The following is a 13,948-nucleotide window of genomic DNA, read 5'->3' as shown; positions in this document are numbered from 1 at the left end:
CCTCGCTACAGAGAGTGTCTTGTGCTTATCTTAAGCGGTAACGATGGACGAAGCAGATTCTTCAGCGCTGCTGCTTGCCATGGATTCAATGATCTGGCTGTAGTGCTGGACCGAGAACTCATTATTGTACCGGGGGCGCTGGATCGTCTTCAATTCTTCCAGCAAGGCCGGGATTTGCTTCACATCGTTCGTGAATTTCACATAGCCCAGATGCTTTATCCATTCGTAGCTGCCTACAACCTTATAATTGTAATTCCCCAGCGCAATACAAGGCGTGGACGTAATCGCAGCAAAAATCATTCCGTGCAGCCGGTCCGTAATCACAACCTCGGCCTCCTTGAACTGGTTCCATAAGGTGTTCAGCTCGTGGTCCCGGTCTTCCAGGGAGACAGGGCGGAGGATGCAGGTATCCGTGAAGGTAGTGGAGCTGTAGTGCTTGGAGGTGTACTCCTGGATGACCTTTTTATCCTGCTCGCTGAAAATACTCTCCTTATCGGCTCTAATGCACAGAAGGGCACCATGGCGCTCCTTGGGAGGATCAGTGATATCCAGGGACATTACAATGTCCGGTGTTAACAGCACTGCGTTGTTTCTGAAACCTGCTTTCATAATTTCGTACGACGTTGCCTCTCTGGCGACCAGAGTGAGGTCCTTATGGGAACCGTAGAGGTCCTGTGTCTTCTTGAACTCCGCGCGGCCAAGCTCGGTCTCACCGAAGTAGATGGTCTGCGGGAAGACGATGATTTTGTTATTCGGGAATTCGGAGATAATCTTGCGGCGGACCTCTTCCTCGCGGAAATACTCGATTCCGAAGTTGCCTCCGCCCTGTAGCACGAAGATATCTTCCGGGGTGCAGAATTCCTCCAGGCACTTCATGTTATGCATCAGCCGGTTGGCGACAATCTCAATCAGGGTATAGTCGGGAAAAGCTTTCCGCAAAAAATTCATCTGCGCATAAGTGATGGCGTGATCGCCCAGATTGTCATGCTCGGGGGAGCCGACGACGTAAATGGCTTTTGTCTTGTCTTTATATGCATTCCGGTAGCTCAGATAGCCCTTATAATATTGATAGACGGGAATATTGCTTACATAATTACGGAAAGACAGCGGCAGGATCTTCTCAAGGGCTTGGCTCATATCATATTACTTCCCTTCAAACGGAGTTTGGAATAATACAGCATTTTGTATACCGTGGAGCTGGTCAGAATAAGCAGGGCTGCGGTCTTCATCTCCCGGCGGATGATGCGGTTGCGCAGGATCGCGGAGGTATGCTTGCTCAGGAACCCGCCCAGCTCGGCCAGATATTCCTTGTTCACTGCAGTCTCGCCGGTAATCAGCTGGAAGTTGCACAGCTCAATGCCTTCGGTTACGGTGCGGGATAACGAGATTTCTTTGGCGAGCGGATAGTTTTTATCCTGAATCGTCTCGTAGATCTCCAGTGCTGCACGGAAGCGGTCGTAATATTTCCGGTTGTTCATCGCTCCGGTGATGCTGTCGCTTCGCTTGAGATACAGGTATTTGGGGGAGTCCAGCGAGACGGTCTTCTTCGCCTGGAGGAATAATTTATAGGTGGTAAAAATGTCCTCGAAATATCGGCCGACCGGATATCTCACCTGGCTGAACAGCTCGGCCTTGTACAGCTTATCCCAGGCAAGGTTCTGGATCTCGGTATCCTCAAGCAGCTTGTCAACGGCTTGCGCATTATCGTATACACGCACCTGGTGCGTGAAGGACTTTTCCAGCTTGACATCATCCTGTACCTCGCAATGGCCGCATACAGCGATATCTGCATTGTGGGCGGTGATGAGTCCGTGCAGAGCTTCATACATGTCCGGTTCAATCCAGTCATCGCTGTCGACGAACCCGATATACCGGCCCTCTGCCACATCAATTCCATAGTTGCGGGCATCGGACAATCCGCCGTTCTGCTTATGAATGACGACGACACGCGGGTCCAGCTCCTTGTAATACTCGCATATCTCGCCGCACTTATCGGGTGATCCGTCATTGACCAGAATCAATTCAAAGCTGCGGAAGGTCTGCGCCAATATCGAATCCACACACTTCCTCAGGTACAATTCCACGTTGTAGATAGGCACAATAATACTTATCTCTGGCTTCACTCGAGCAGTCACTTCCTTTCCCGGTTCTGATTCGGGTCTACGCGTCACTATATTTGTGATAATCTTACTATCCGGGTCAAAAGGTTGTATATACTACTAAAGTGTACTTATCGCTTGAGGAGGGGCGTGAGCTGCCTGGAGGGAAGCCGCTGTTCCGCAGTAAAAAGACCGCAGCACCATGGGGTGACTGCGGCCTTTCGCCTGCGGAAATTTAGTTAAATGTAATCGCCAGCGCGCTGGTAAAATGGCCGCCCGGCGGCAGGGAGATGGCATTCTGCTTCTCCCGGAAATCGCCGGTGAAGCCTTCGAGATCGGCCACGCCATGCCAAGGCTCGATACACACGAACGGCGCATTCTTCGGCTGCCAGATGCCGAGATCAGGGAAGCCCGTGAAGGCGACCGTTACGCTCTTAGCAGACTGTTTGCTTTTCAGGGCAACCGATTTAGACTGGACATTGCGGAACACAAGGGCATCATGTGCGAACATCCCGTGGTTCAGCGGCAGCTTGTTATCCGCGCCTAGCATGGTCTCGCTCTGGCCCGGAGTGATCAGGCCATTCTCATTCAGGAATAAGCGCTCCAGGCGCTCCGGCTGCTCAAATTCAAGATAGTAGTCGGTGAAGCTGCCTTCTCCGTCAATCGGGCAGTTGAAGGCCGGATGGGTGCCGAGCTGGAAGAAGATCTCCCCTTCACCGGGATTCTCCACCCTGTAGCCGATGTCCAGCGTGCTGCCGTTCAGATTATAGGTGAGATACAGATGGAACGGGTACGGGTAGCTGGCCAGCGTGTCCTCGCTGTGCGATAGCCGGTAGATCGCTTGCGTCTCGCTTGCCTCCACCAGCGTGAATTCGTTGCGTCTGGCGAAGCCGTGCCGGGCCAGCGGATAAGTCTGTCCATCTACACGGACCACTTCGCCTGCGGCTCCCCCGATCATCGGGAACAGCACCGGAGAACGGCCTGTCCAATAAGCGGCGTCTCCGTTCCACATATATTCAGTGTCTGTATCCGTTCTTCTGAAGCTGACCAGCTCAGCACCGAGTGAACTGATCTCGGCCACGGCCAGGCTGCTGCGTAAAATAGTGTTCATGCTTTTACCCCTCTCGCCCTGCAATATGTAATCCTGATGTCTCATATTCTAACAGACTTCCCCGCAGGTGCCAGCAAATAACGGAAATTCTCCAGCCTATAATTTTTACAGTATGTACAATGACAAACAGGTGGAATTCGTTAACATATAAGGATAGCAATCATTCCATATCAGCGGAAACGGGGGAATAAGCCGATGCAGGTGAAGCAACTATTGGTGAACGGTGAGCGGCTGAAGAATACCATTGAGGCCTTTGCGGATTTCGGGCGGACAGACCATAACGGAGTTACCCGGCTGTCGCTGTCGGAGCAGGATGTGCGGGTGCGCGGCTATTTCACCGCCTGCTGCGAAGAGCTGGGCATGACCGTGAAGGTGGATGATATGGGCAATATGTATGCCACTCTGGCTGGCAGAGAAGAGGGGCCGCCGATCGTGATCGGCTCCCATCTGGATACCGTGAAGAAGGGTGGCAGATTCGACGGTGTGCTGGGGGTGATTGCCGGCCTTGAGGTCGTGAGAACCTTGGTAGATCAAGGAATTAAGCCCCGGCTGCCTGTCACGGTGATGAACTTCACCAATGAGGAAGGTGCCCGCTTCGAGCCGTCTATGATGGCCTCAGGCGTCTTATCCGGCAAGTTCGATAAGGCAGCCATGCTGGGGAAGAAGGACGCGGAGGGCGTCAGCTTCGGCGAAGCACTGGAGGCCAGCGGCTATGCCGGCGACGCAGAGAACCGGATCAGGGAAGCGGCGGCTTATCTGGAGCTGCATATTGAGCAAGGCCCTGTGCTGGAGAAGGAGAACCTTAAGATCGGTCTGGTTGACTGTGTGGTGGGCATGGCCTGCTATGAGATTGAAGTGACCGGGGAATCGGATCATGCCGGGACTACGCCGATGGATATGCGCCGGGATGCGCTGTTTGCCGCTACGGATATTATTGCGGAGCTGCGCCGCAAGCTGGCCGTGCTTGATCCTGAGCTGGTCTACACGATGGGGCGGATGAATGTGCTGCCGAATATCCATACCGTGATTCCGAACAAGGTGATCTTCACCGTGGAAGCGAGACATAAGGACATGGATGTGGTCCGGGAGGTCGAGGAGGTCATTCACGGCTTGCCGGAGGAACTGCTGGACTGCAGCGTGTCGAAGACGAAGCTGTGGGGCCGCGACACGGTATGGTTCGATCCGGACATCTGTGCGCTGGTGACTGACGCAACGCAGAAGCTGGGCTACAGCAGCCGGAAGCTGGCCAGCGGCGCGGGGCATGACGCCCAGTTCGTGGCCGGGTTCCTGCCGTCGGCGATGATTTTTGTCCCAAGTGTGAAGGGGAAAAGCCACTGCGAGGAAGAGCTCACCTCCTATGAGGATTGTGAGATGGGGGTGAATGTGGTGCTGGAGACGGTGCTGTCGGTGCTGGCGGGTGCTTGAGAAGCAGGGAGGCTAAGTAACTCCATAGGATACGGTATATAAATATGCTTAAAGGAGGGATGCGATTTCCCTCCTTTTAAATTCGCCATTTAAGATTACGAACCCAATCAACCTCGTTTTTTGCTCATCATGAGTGGATAGGCAGATCAAAATCCAATCTGTCAAACTTCCTCAAGATATCCAAATCAGAGGTAATATGATGAGTACCCCAATAATAATTACCGATGGCTTGTTCAGCGACACACCAACGTTTGCCATCGGGATGCGGGTTATTATGTTCAAAGGCGTTTAATTCTTCCTCAGGTGCTATTTGAATCTCATTTGTATTATGTAGTGTGTCAATAATCGTATCCAAATTGATATCCGCAACATGTTTAAGTTCTGGATAATGCCTGCTTTGTGGCGAACCAATAAAATATACGGGCAATGGTAACCAAAACGGCCATGTTACAGGATCAAATGATTTCATTTCTAATAATACCGGGTCATAATCGGGTACACCGTTAAGCAGGATTTGACCACACATCCTATACTTGTCTTTTAAAGCCACTGCTTTGTGGTAGATATCAAGGTTGTGGTCTGCATATGTGAGTATAAAATCGGAAAGTCTCTTTGTTACTCCAATATCAGCTTCCGTGGCTTTCTTTGGGTCGAAATGAAACCATGGCAGATGTGCGAAATCATTGTTGCTAGGGATTCCTTGCATCCCCACCCAGCCGTCATCCAAAAAATATGTACCGGAATCGAGGTATTTGATGATACCCGTAATAACTAAATCTTTTATACTGCTAACAGAATCATCTGCTGTGTCCAGATAATCCAACGCTATACATATTGTATAGGGAGAAGAATTAGGGTTCCAATTGTTACACTCGATGTTGTAACCGAAACCGCCATCCTCATTTTGGTAACTGGATAGAACCGAAAGGAATTCCCCGCAGCTCCCGTTCTCAAATAAATATTTCCATTTTGTAAATTCTAGCGGTCTGGCATTACGGTGAATCAGTTTTCTTAATCTCAAAAATTCATCCAGCGATATTTTTTTCAAAATTTTTACCTCCCCATGTAATCTCGAAACACTGGGATTATTATACATTTTAGTATTAGCTGCTGTCGATGCTGATTGGTTGTCTGTTTAACCCTCAGTTGACAGAATTCGCCCATCTTCTTTAAGTGGGGGATGAATAGAAACGGTCTAATCTACATGGATTCTAACCGCCTAAGATGCAATAATTAAAGTATTCAGTCGTATCTTGGAAAGGTCAGTGAAATCAATGAAGTTAGATTCAAATAACCATTCAGTATTCTCCCTTCACTTTCACCTTATTCTAGTCATCAAGTATCGTAGGAAAGTCATTACAGATCCCATATCCGAACGTCTGAAAGAGATATTTGCATACATTCAGCCTACTTACAATGTGACTTTGCAGGAATGGAATCATGACAGGGATCACGTTCATATCTTAATGAAAACTCATCCTAATACCGACATTTCTAAATTTCTCAACGCTTATAAGAGTGCATCCTCTAGGCTGATCAAGAAGGAGTTTCCTACCCTCCGAAAATCACTTTGGAAAGAGGCTTTTTGGTCACGCTCCTATTGCTTGCTTACAACGGGTGAAGCGCCAATAGACGTCATTCAAAAATACCTCGAAAACCAAGGTGTGAAAGGGTGATCACCATTGCTGAAAGCCTACAAATACCGTATCTATCCAAGCCATGGGCAACAACACTACTTCGCTAAAGTGTTCGGATGCGTTCGCTTCATCTACAACAGAATGCTTGCAGATAAAATGGAACATTACAAGCAAACGGAAACGATGCTGAGGAATACACCCGCACAATACAAAAAGGAATTCGACTGGCTGAAAGAAGTCGATAGCCTTGCCTTAGCGAATACCCAACTGAATTTAGACAAGGCTTATAAGAATTTTTTTCGTGATAAGAAAACGGGATTTCCTAAATTCAAGAGCAAGAAGACGAATCATCATAGCTTCACAACGAATAACCAAAAGGGAACAGTGGCTATAAAGGATGGATATCTCAAGATTCCAAAGCTAAAAACGGGCATCAATATCAAGCTGCACCGCCCATTTGTGGGGCTGATCAAATCATGCACGATTTCAAAAACACCAACGGGAAAGTATTATGCTTCCGTATTGGTTGAAACGGATATCGTCCAGTTGCCCAACATGCATACGAAGATTGGCGTTGATCTTGGGCTGAAAGACTTCGCGATCACTTCAAATGGCGAAATCATATCCAATCCTAAATACTTGCGTACGTCTGAAAAGCGGTTAGCGAAGCTGCAAAAGGATGTATCACGGAAGAAGAAGGGAAGCCATAACCGTCATAAGGCTAGGCTGAAAGTGGCCAAGCACCATGAAAAAATAGCGAATCAGCGTAAAGACTTCTTGCATAAAACGTCTGCCAAAATGATAAACGAAAACCAAGTTATCGTGATGGAAGACTTACGTGTAAAGAATATGATGCAGAATCACAAACTTGCAAAAGCGATTAGCGAGGTATCTTGGCGTATGTTCCGTTCGATGCTTGAATATAAGGCTCAATGGTATGGCAGAGAACTGATTATTGCCCCTAAGCACTATGCAAGCAGTCAGCTTTGCTCCTGTTGCGGGTATAAGAACGCAGAGGTGAAGAATCTCGCCTTGCGAGAGTGGACTTGTCCAGAATGTAACGTGCATCATGATCGGGATGTAAACGCTGCTCAAAACCTACTGAAACTAGCCATGTGATATTGCAATGATTGGGCTAGGGACTAGCCTTTGAGCTTGGGTAAACTTGGAGCAGTAGCTTCATTGACCAAGAAGCCGCCACCTCTTAGGTGGATGGTAGTTCACTTAGGATATCCAATACCCTTCACTGGCGGTTATTATCTGGAGGCGCTGATGCGGCTGAAACGGGGGATTCCAGGGTATTGGTATGAGCGGACCGTGCTATAGATCCCAGCTATGTGGGATGGCGGTTCCGGGGCCCGGCCTTGATAATCGGTACATGACCTGTTGTGGTTATGTACCGATTATTATTTTCGGAGGGGATGAAATGAGAGACAGCATGAGCGGGGCAGCCAGCCTTTGGGAGCAGGTAAACGGAGATCAGTATGTACAGAACATCAGCCGCAAAATTCCCGGCTACGCGCTGCAATATGGCTTGATGGACACGCTGCTGACAGCGTGGCTGGACAAGCAGGACAAGCAGGACAAGCCAAGGCTGTTAGTCGTGGGAGCAGGCGGAGGACAGGAAATTCTGCAACTGGGCCTGAGCCACCCGGACTGGAGCTTCAGCGGCCTGGACACCTCGCAGAGTATGCTTCAGGCTGCCAAGCAGCGGCTGGCGGCTGCGGGTATTATGGATAGAGTGCGGCTGCATCATACGGAGATTGCCGCGTGGAGCAGTAATGCGCTGCATGATGCCGCAACTTGTATGCTGGTGCTGCATTTCGTGCAGGGACGGGAGAGCAAGCTGGCGCTGCTCCGCAGCATTGCCGCACGGCTTCAGCCGGGCGCGCCGCTGTGCCTGTCCGCCATCTGTGGGGTGCCGGGCTCTCCGGCCTGGGAGATTCAGATGGCGGGCTGGCGGCTGCATATGCTCGGGAACGGCATCACAGAGGATCAGTGGCAGACCTTTGAGCACTCTTTCGGAGTAACCTCCCATCCGCTCCCCGCCGCAGAAATGGAGGAACTTCTGGAGGAGGCCGGGTTCACGGCCGTATCCCGGTTCTTCGGCGCTTATCTGATTGACGGCTGGGTGGCGGTAAAGGCGCTAGAACAGCAGTGTTTGGATAGCCAGCGGGAGTGAGGAGCATCGGCAAGAAATCCAATTAATTCCTGAGGGTCTGGCATCCGGGCGTGATTAATAGGTAATTGCACTTTGTACAATGGATTGCTGTAAAAAAGGCTTCGAAATCGATTCTATTGTATTCCGTACAATTGAATATTGAAAAAAGGCCATTTTTCAGCCAAATCACAACATTCTACTGTATGAAATACAATAGAATCCCATTTTACGGTCAGCGATGCGTTTTCTATTGCAAGAAATACAATCAGTTGTCACCCCTTCACCGCCGAGCTGGCCACTCCTTCAATAATGTACTTCTGGCCGAGCACGAAGACGAGGATCATCGGAATGATCCCGGCGGTTGCGGCGGCCATCATGCCGTTGTAATCGACATTGTTCTCCAGGATGAAATTCTGCAGCCCGAGCGGAACGGTGAACAGATCCTGGTCGATCAGGAAGACGAGCGCGTTCTCATAATCGTTCCAGTGCCAGGAGAAGTCGATAATTGCCAGTGTTGCCAGCGAGGGCTTGGCCATCGGGAGGATAATCCGCGAGAAGATGCGGAAGTGTCCGGCACCGTCGATGAAAGCGGCCTCCGAAATTTCGTGAGGCACGGAGAGGAAGAACTGCCGCATCATGAACACGCCGAAGATAGTGAACATACCGGGCAGAATCAGCGCCCAGTGGGTGTTATAGATGCCGGCCCAGTCGAACATGATGAACTTGGGCACGAACAGCACCTGCGGAGGAACCATCATCATCGACAGATAGACCAGGAACATCGTGTTACGCCCCTTGAACTCAATTCTGGCAAAGCCATAGGCCGCCAAAGCAGACAGGGAGACAGCGCCGATGGTGCTCAGCACAGCGACCTTAAGGGAATTCAGATAGTAAGGCACGAAGCTGCTCTGGCCGGACCACACCTTGATATGATGACTCCAGTTGAAGTGGTCGGGAATCCACTGGATTGGATAGCGGAAGACCTCCGCAGGGGTTTTGAAGGAGGTGCTGATCATCCAGAGGAAGGGCACAATCATGACGATGCTGAAGAACAGCATGATCAGGGTGGTGATGATTTTGGCAACGGCGGCTTTATTCATATTCTCAGCTCCTTAGTAGTGAACCCAGCGTTTCTGGCCCAGCCATTGAACGACGGTGAAGATCAGAATGATCAGGAACAGGGCCCAGGAGACCGCTGATGCATAGCCCATCTCGTAATAGCGGAAGGCATTCTGATAAATGAACAGGGATAATACGGTGGTGCTGTTCCCGGGACCGCCTTGCGTAATCGCCTGGATGATGCCGAACTGCTTAATCGACATGATCAGACCGGTAATCAGCAGCAGAAAAGTAGTAGGACTCACCAGCGGCCACAGAATGCTGCGGACCGTCTGCCACGTGTGGGCACCGTCGATGGTGGCTGCCTCCAGCAGCTCCCCGGACACCTCCTGCAAAGCGGCGAGATAGATAATCATGTTATAGCCGAGCATGAACCAGATCCAGATGATATCTATCGCATACATGGACGTATCCATTGTGGACAGCCAGCCGGGAGGGTTAGCGATGCCCATAGAGCGTAGAATACCATTAATCGGCCCGTTATTCGGGTGGAACAGCAGCATCCACACGAAGGCTACGGCTACGCCGCTGGTAATGTAGGGCATGAAGTACAAGGCGCGCAGCAGCTTTTTGAGATAGACAGAACGGTTCAGAATGACAGCCACCAGGAACGCCAGCCCAATCGATACAGGAACAGAGAGCAGGAACATCAGCGTGTTCTTGATGGCAATATAGAAGACCTCATCCCCCAGCATCCGCCGGATATTGGCCAGCCCGATGAACTTGGTATGGGGACTCATAAACTTGTAATCTGTAAACATGAGATAGAACGAATACATAGCCGGTATGATAAAAAACAGTATCACGCCAATCATATTGGGCCCGATAAACAGATAGCCCAGCAGCTGCTGGCGTCGCATCCAGGTTGCTTTCACAATAGCCCCACTCCTTCTGGTCTTGTAAGTACATTACAAGCATAGCAAGCGTTCCCGTGAGGGTTAAGGAACAAAACCACCCACTTCATGGCACAGAAATATACAATTACACAAGCGGCAGCAGGCACTTCGGTCTTAGTTATGTTCTATTGGCGTTCCGGCAGCAAGAAAAAAGCGGCATTCCCGAGAGGAATGCCGCTGGAGTGACACAATGATCGTTATCCGATAAGAAACAGGCTACAGGCTTAAGCTATCCGGCTTCTCCCGCTGTTGATGCCGGTACTGGCTGGGCGTCTGCGCGGTCAGGCGCTTGAAGATCTTAATGAAGTAGTTATCGCTCACGAAGCCGACCCGATTGCCGATCTCATAGACCGGCAGGTCGGAGCCGGTCAGGAGCCGGATCGCCTGATCTACCCGTACACGGTGCAGATAGTGGATGAGGGTGTGGCCGGTTTTCTTTTTGAACAGGGTGCTGACGTAATTCTCGGCCATCATCACATACTGGGACATCGACTTCACGGTAATATCCTCAGCGTAGTGTTCATGCAGATAATGAAGAATCTTCTGGATCTCCGGGTGGCTCGTAATCTCCTCATGGGCCGGCGGGGGCGGGGTAGGCTCCTGAGGGCTGTCCGGCTCTACCTTGCGGTTCTTCTCCAGCTCGCCGCTGATCTTGCGCAGTGTGTCCCGGAGTGAATTCACACTCATCGACAGCTTCAGAATATAATTGGACGCCCCGTATTCCATGGCCTGCCGCACGTTCTCGAAGTCATTCATGCAGGTCAGCATGACGAAGCGGGAATCGAACCCTTCCTCACGGGTTCTGCGCAGCAGCTCGACGCCATCCATCTCCGGCATGACGATATCCGAAATCACCAGATCGGGCGCATCTTCGCGGATCATCTCCAGCGCCTCAGCCCCGTTGCCCGCTTCCCCGCTGACCGTGAAGCCAAGCTCCTCCCAGGCGATAATCTCGCGCACACTTTCCCGAACGAATACCTCATCTTCCACGAGCAGTACCTTCCACATGTGTAATCCCTCCCTTAGTTATGCGCCTCAAGCCGGATGTTCGTTGCCGTAAGGTGTGGACAGGAGCAGCGGCAGCGTCAAGCGTACAGTAACACCTTCACTGGATGAGAGCACCTCAAGCTGTCCCTCTTCCCGGAACAGCAGCCGCAGCCGCTCCTGAATGTTACTCAGTCCGATGCCCGGACGCTTGCGCGGAGCCTTGGGCCCCCCGCCCTGCTCCATGCCTACGCCGTTGTCCCGGATCTCGACAAGCAGCCTGTGCTCTTCGCGGCGGATGTTCAGCTCAATGAGGCCATGGCCGGGCAGCCTGCTGATTCCATGGATAATGGCGTTCTCGACCAGAGGCTGGAGGCTGAGCTTCGGCACCAGAGCATACAGAATGTCCTCGTCATACGTGAAGGTACAGTCGAATTTGTGGGCGTAGCGGACCTGCTGAATATGGACATAGGCCTCTACAAGCTCGATTTCATCTTTGAGATGGATCAGATCCTTATCGGTATTCAGACTGGCCTCCAGCAGCTTGCCGAGCGACAGGGTCATGTTCGTAATGTCCTCGTTATGCTCGCGGATGGCGATCCATTTGATCGTATTCAGCGTGTTCAGCAGGAAGTGGGGATTTGTCTGGGCCAGCAGCATCTGAAAATGCACCGCCTCCTTCTGCCGCTCCTCCGCCTTCAGCTTCTGGATCAGCAGGTTGGTATCGTCCAGCATCGTATTGAAGGTCCGGGTCAGCTCCAGGATCTCGCCGCTGAATTTGTGCTCCGGCAGGCGGATCTTCAGGTTCTTCTGCACCGCCGCCTTCATCTTGTTCTGCAGATGGGACAAGGGCCGCGTTATGGTCGTAGCAATCACGAAGGTCATCATCAGGAAGATGCTAGTCAGCACCAGGAACGTCACGAAGTACTGCTGCTTCAGCCCCTCGATCTCCGCAAACAGCACTGACAGCGGAATCCGGTTGACGATGTACCAGTCCAGCGACTCCACATAGATATAGTTAATCAGGGCGTTCGATTCTTTGTCGATAAAATATTGCTGTCCCGGCTGCCCGGTGAAGCCTGCCTTCACCTTGTCAGACAACTGGCTGCCCGGAACCGACTGGGAGATATCCTCGCCCGAACGGGTAATCAGGAAATACTGTTGCTCCAGGTCGGACTGCTTGTGGATGGAGCGCAGCCAGTACGTATAATCAATGCTGATCCGGGCCATGCCATACGGCTTATTTCCGGCATCCTCCAGATAGGCATATAAGGAGAGAAGATAGGCGCTGGTAGAAACATCCCGCAGCACGTAGTTGGCATCATTGGGCACCCAGTGATAGGAGTTGTTATCCATCTGCCCCCGGTCGAACCCCGGATTGGCCCGCAGCTTGGCATAGACCAGTGGATCCTTGGGCGGGTATGAGGTGTATGCGCTTTCAGATAAGTCCAGAATCATGAAGTAGACCGAAGGATTATACAGGAAGAAGCTGTTGTTCAGGTTCTTGAAAATATTCTCCATCAGCCGCTTATTCTCCAGCTCATTCCGCTGCTCAGGATGGACCAGCACGGACTTCACGGTGTCATCCTGCTTCAGGAACAGCAGCGTTTTGAAGGCGATGCTGATCTGGTCCTCCAGCGTGCGGTACATCTGCTCCAGCTGATAGTGGCTCTGCTGGCTGATTTTCTTCTGGATCAGCGTCTCAATACGCTGATAGTTATAAATATTCAGTGTGCCGAACGGCAGCAGAATCAGGCACACGAATGCGGTGAACAGCCGGTATTTCAACTTCTGGGGAATCAGCACGCGCAGCAGCTGTGACACAGGGAAGCACCTCCAAGCCTGACTGAACCTGCCCGGTCCGGGCCGGTTGATATGCTAGATTATAGCATAATCGCTCCGCCGGATTGGCGATATTTCAAATTGCATGGTTTTGTTCCAGCGGACACGGGAGGGTGGCGAAAATGCATAGATTTGTTCTATTCGGGGGGCTTGACAGCGGCAGAAGAAAGACGGAGCGGATAGTTATCCGCCCCGCCTTGTCAAGGGACCTCTTGGAGTCTGCTGGGGGAGAAGATGTCAGTTTAAACGAATGATGTTGTACTTCAGCGCAAGCAGAAGAAACACGCCAGCCAGGAGAAAGCCCCCCGCCGATACTAATCCGCCTATAATGATTGTCCTGTCAAAGGGTTTGAAGCTTTTGAGCATTTCATCCCTCCTTTGCGAAGATGGTCCCTCCTCCCAGATTATAAACGATCTTCCAGTGTGCGTGGTAATTAGGGTTACCGGGCGCATGAACCGCCTATGTTTGTGGAACGAAGGACTGACGGACGATGGACTGACGGACGATGGACCGACGGACTGACGGACTGACGGACTCAGGTGCTCTTATCTGGCGAAATAATCAGCTTTATGCCGGTGGGCGGACTCAGAGGCCGCTATATCCTCCAGGTAACCGAAATTGAGAGGGAAAATGGTAGTTAAGCGCATCTGAGTCCGCGTAGCCTCCAAAATAG

At 51.3% G+C, this 13,948-nt stretch carries 12 protein-coding genes; 4 read left to right on the top strand and 8 right to left on the bottom strand.

Going from position 1 to position 13,948, the window contains the following annotated elements:
* Positions 1-30 precede the first annotated feature (30 nt).
* The 3 genes from NSU18_RS18305 to NSU18_RS18295 all read right to left on the bottom strand — a co-directional run bounded on the left by NSU18_RS18305 (position 31) and on the right by NSU18_RS18295 (position 3,210).
* The gene (locus tag NSU18_RS18305) at positions 31-1,137 is read right to left on the bottom strand and encodes a polysaccharide pyruvyl transferase family protein (RefSeq protein WP_341015198.1); all 1,107 of its coding nucleotides are present in this window, start codon (positions 1,135-1,137) and stop codon (positions 31-33) included.
* Positions 1,134-2,123 carry a glycosyltransferase gene (locus NSU18_RS18300; protein WP_341015196.1) on the bottom strand — a complete coding sequence of 330 codons (990 nt, stop codon included), beginning with the start codon at positions 2,121-2,123 and terminating at the stop codon, positions 1,134-1,136. Before NSU18_RS18300 ends, NSU18_RS18305 begins: the two co-directional genes overlap by 4 nt.
* 211 nt (positions 2,124-2,334) lie before the next feature.
* The gene (locus NSU18_RS18295; protein WP_341015194.1) at positions 2,335-3,210 is read right to left on the bottom strand and encodes an aldose 1-epimerase family protein; all 876 of its coding nucleotides are present in this window, start codon (positions 3,208-3,210) and stop codon (positions 2,335-2,337) included.
* A gap of 195 nt (positions 3,211-3,405) precedes the next feature.
* Between NSU18_RS18295 and NSU18_RS18290 the strand changes: the two genes are divergently transcribed.
* Positions 3,406-4,635: a Zn-dependent hydrolase gene (locus NSU18_RS18290; protein WP_341015193.1), complete on the top strand. Its 1,230-nt coding sequence runs from the start codon at positions 3,406-3,408 to the stop codon at positions 4,633-4,635.
* Between the two features lie 127 nt (positions 4,636-4,762).
* On the opposite strand, the gene NSU18_RS18285 is transcribed toward NSU18_RS18290, so the two are convergent.
* Positions 4,763-5,683: a hypothetical protein gene (locus NSU18_RS18285; protein WP_341015192.1), complete on the bottom strand. Its 921-nt coding sequence runs from the start codon at positions 5,681-5,683 to the stop codon at positions 4,763-4,765.
* 226 nt (positions 5,684-5,909) lie between these two features.
* On the opposite strand from NSU18_RS18285, the gene tnpA reads away from it, so the two are divergent.
* The 3 genes from tnpA to NSU18_RS18270 all read left to right on the top strand — a co-directional run bounded on the left by tnpA (position 5,910) and on the right by NSU18_RS18270 (position 8,454).
* Positions 5,910-6,311 carry an IS200/IS605 family transposase gene (gene tnpA / locus NSU18_RS18280; protein WP_341151067.1) on the top strand — a complete coding sequence of 134 codons (402 nt, stop codon included), beginning with the start codon at positions 5,910-5,912 and terminating at the stop codon, positions 6,309-6,311.
* Between the two features lie 6 nt (positions 6,312-6,317).
* Positions 6,318-7,391 carry an IS200/IS605 family element RNA-guided endonuclease TnpB gene (tnpB, locus tag NSU18_RS18275; protein ID WP_341149726.1) on the top strand — a complete coding sequence of 358 codons (1,074 nt, stop codon included), beginning with the start codon at positions 6,318-6,320 and terminating at the stop codon, positions 7,389-7,391.
* A 307-nt stretch (positions 7,392-7,698) separates the two neighbouring features.
* The gene (locus NSU18_RS18270; protein ID WP_341015187.1) at positions 7,699-8,454 is read left to right on the top strand and encodes a class I SAM-dependent methyltransferase; all 756 of its coding nucleotides are present in this window, start codon (positions 7,699-7,701) and stop codon (positions 8,452-8,454) included.
* A 251-nt stretch (positions 8,455-8,705) separates the two neighbouring features.
* Here NSU18_RS18270 and NSU18_RS18265 read toward each other — a convergent pair whose 3' ends face one another.
* From NSU18_RS18265 to NSU18_RS18250, 4 genes are all read right to left on the bottom strand, one after another.
* Entirely contained in the window at positions 8,706-9,533 is an 828-nt protein-coding gene (locus NSU18_RS18265; RefSeq protein ID WP_341149725.1) for a carbohydrate ABC transporter permease, read from the bottom strand.
* Positions 9,534-9,545: 12 nt separating this feature from the next.
* Positions 9,546-10,427, bottom strand: a complete 882-nt coding sequence (locus NSU18_RS18260) for a carbohydrate ABC transporter permease (RefSeq protein ID WP_341149724.1) — start codon at positions 10,425-10,427, stop codon at positions 9,546-9,548.
* 237 nt (positions 10,428-10,664) lie between these two features.
* Positions 10,665-11,456, bottom strand: a complete 792-nt coding sequence (locus NSU18_RS18255) for a response regulator (protein WP_341149723.1) — start codon at positions 11,454-11,456, stop codon at positions 10,665-10,667.
* 27 nt (positions 11,457-11,483) lie between these two features.
* Positions 11,484-13,256, bottom strand: a complete 1,773-nt coding sequence (locus NSU18_RS18250) for a sensor histidine kinase (RefSeq protein ID WP_341149722.1) — start codon at positions 13,254-13,256, stop codon at positions 11,484-11,486.
* Between the last annotated feature and the right edge of the window lie 692 nt (positions 13,257-13,948).

Source organism: Paenibacillus sp. FSL H8-0048 (genome assembly GCF_038002825.1).
GTDB lineage: Bacteria > Bacillota > Bacilli > Paenibacillales > Paenibacillaceae > Paenibacillus_AQ.
This window is presented reverse-complemented; position numbering and strand designations above follow the sequence as displayed.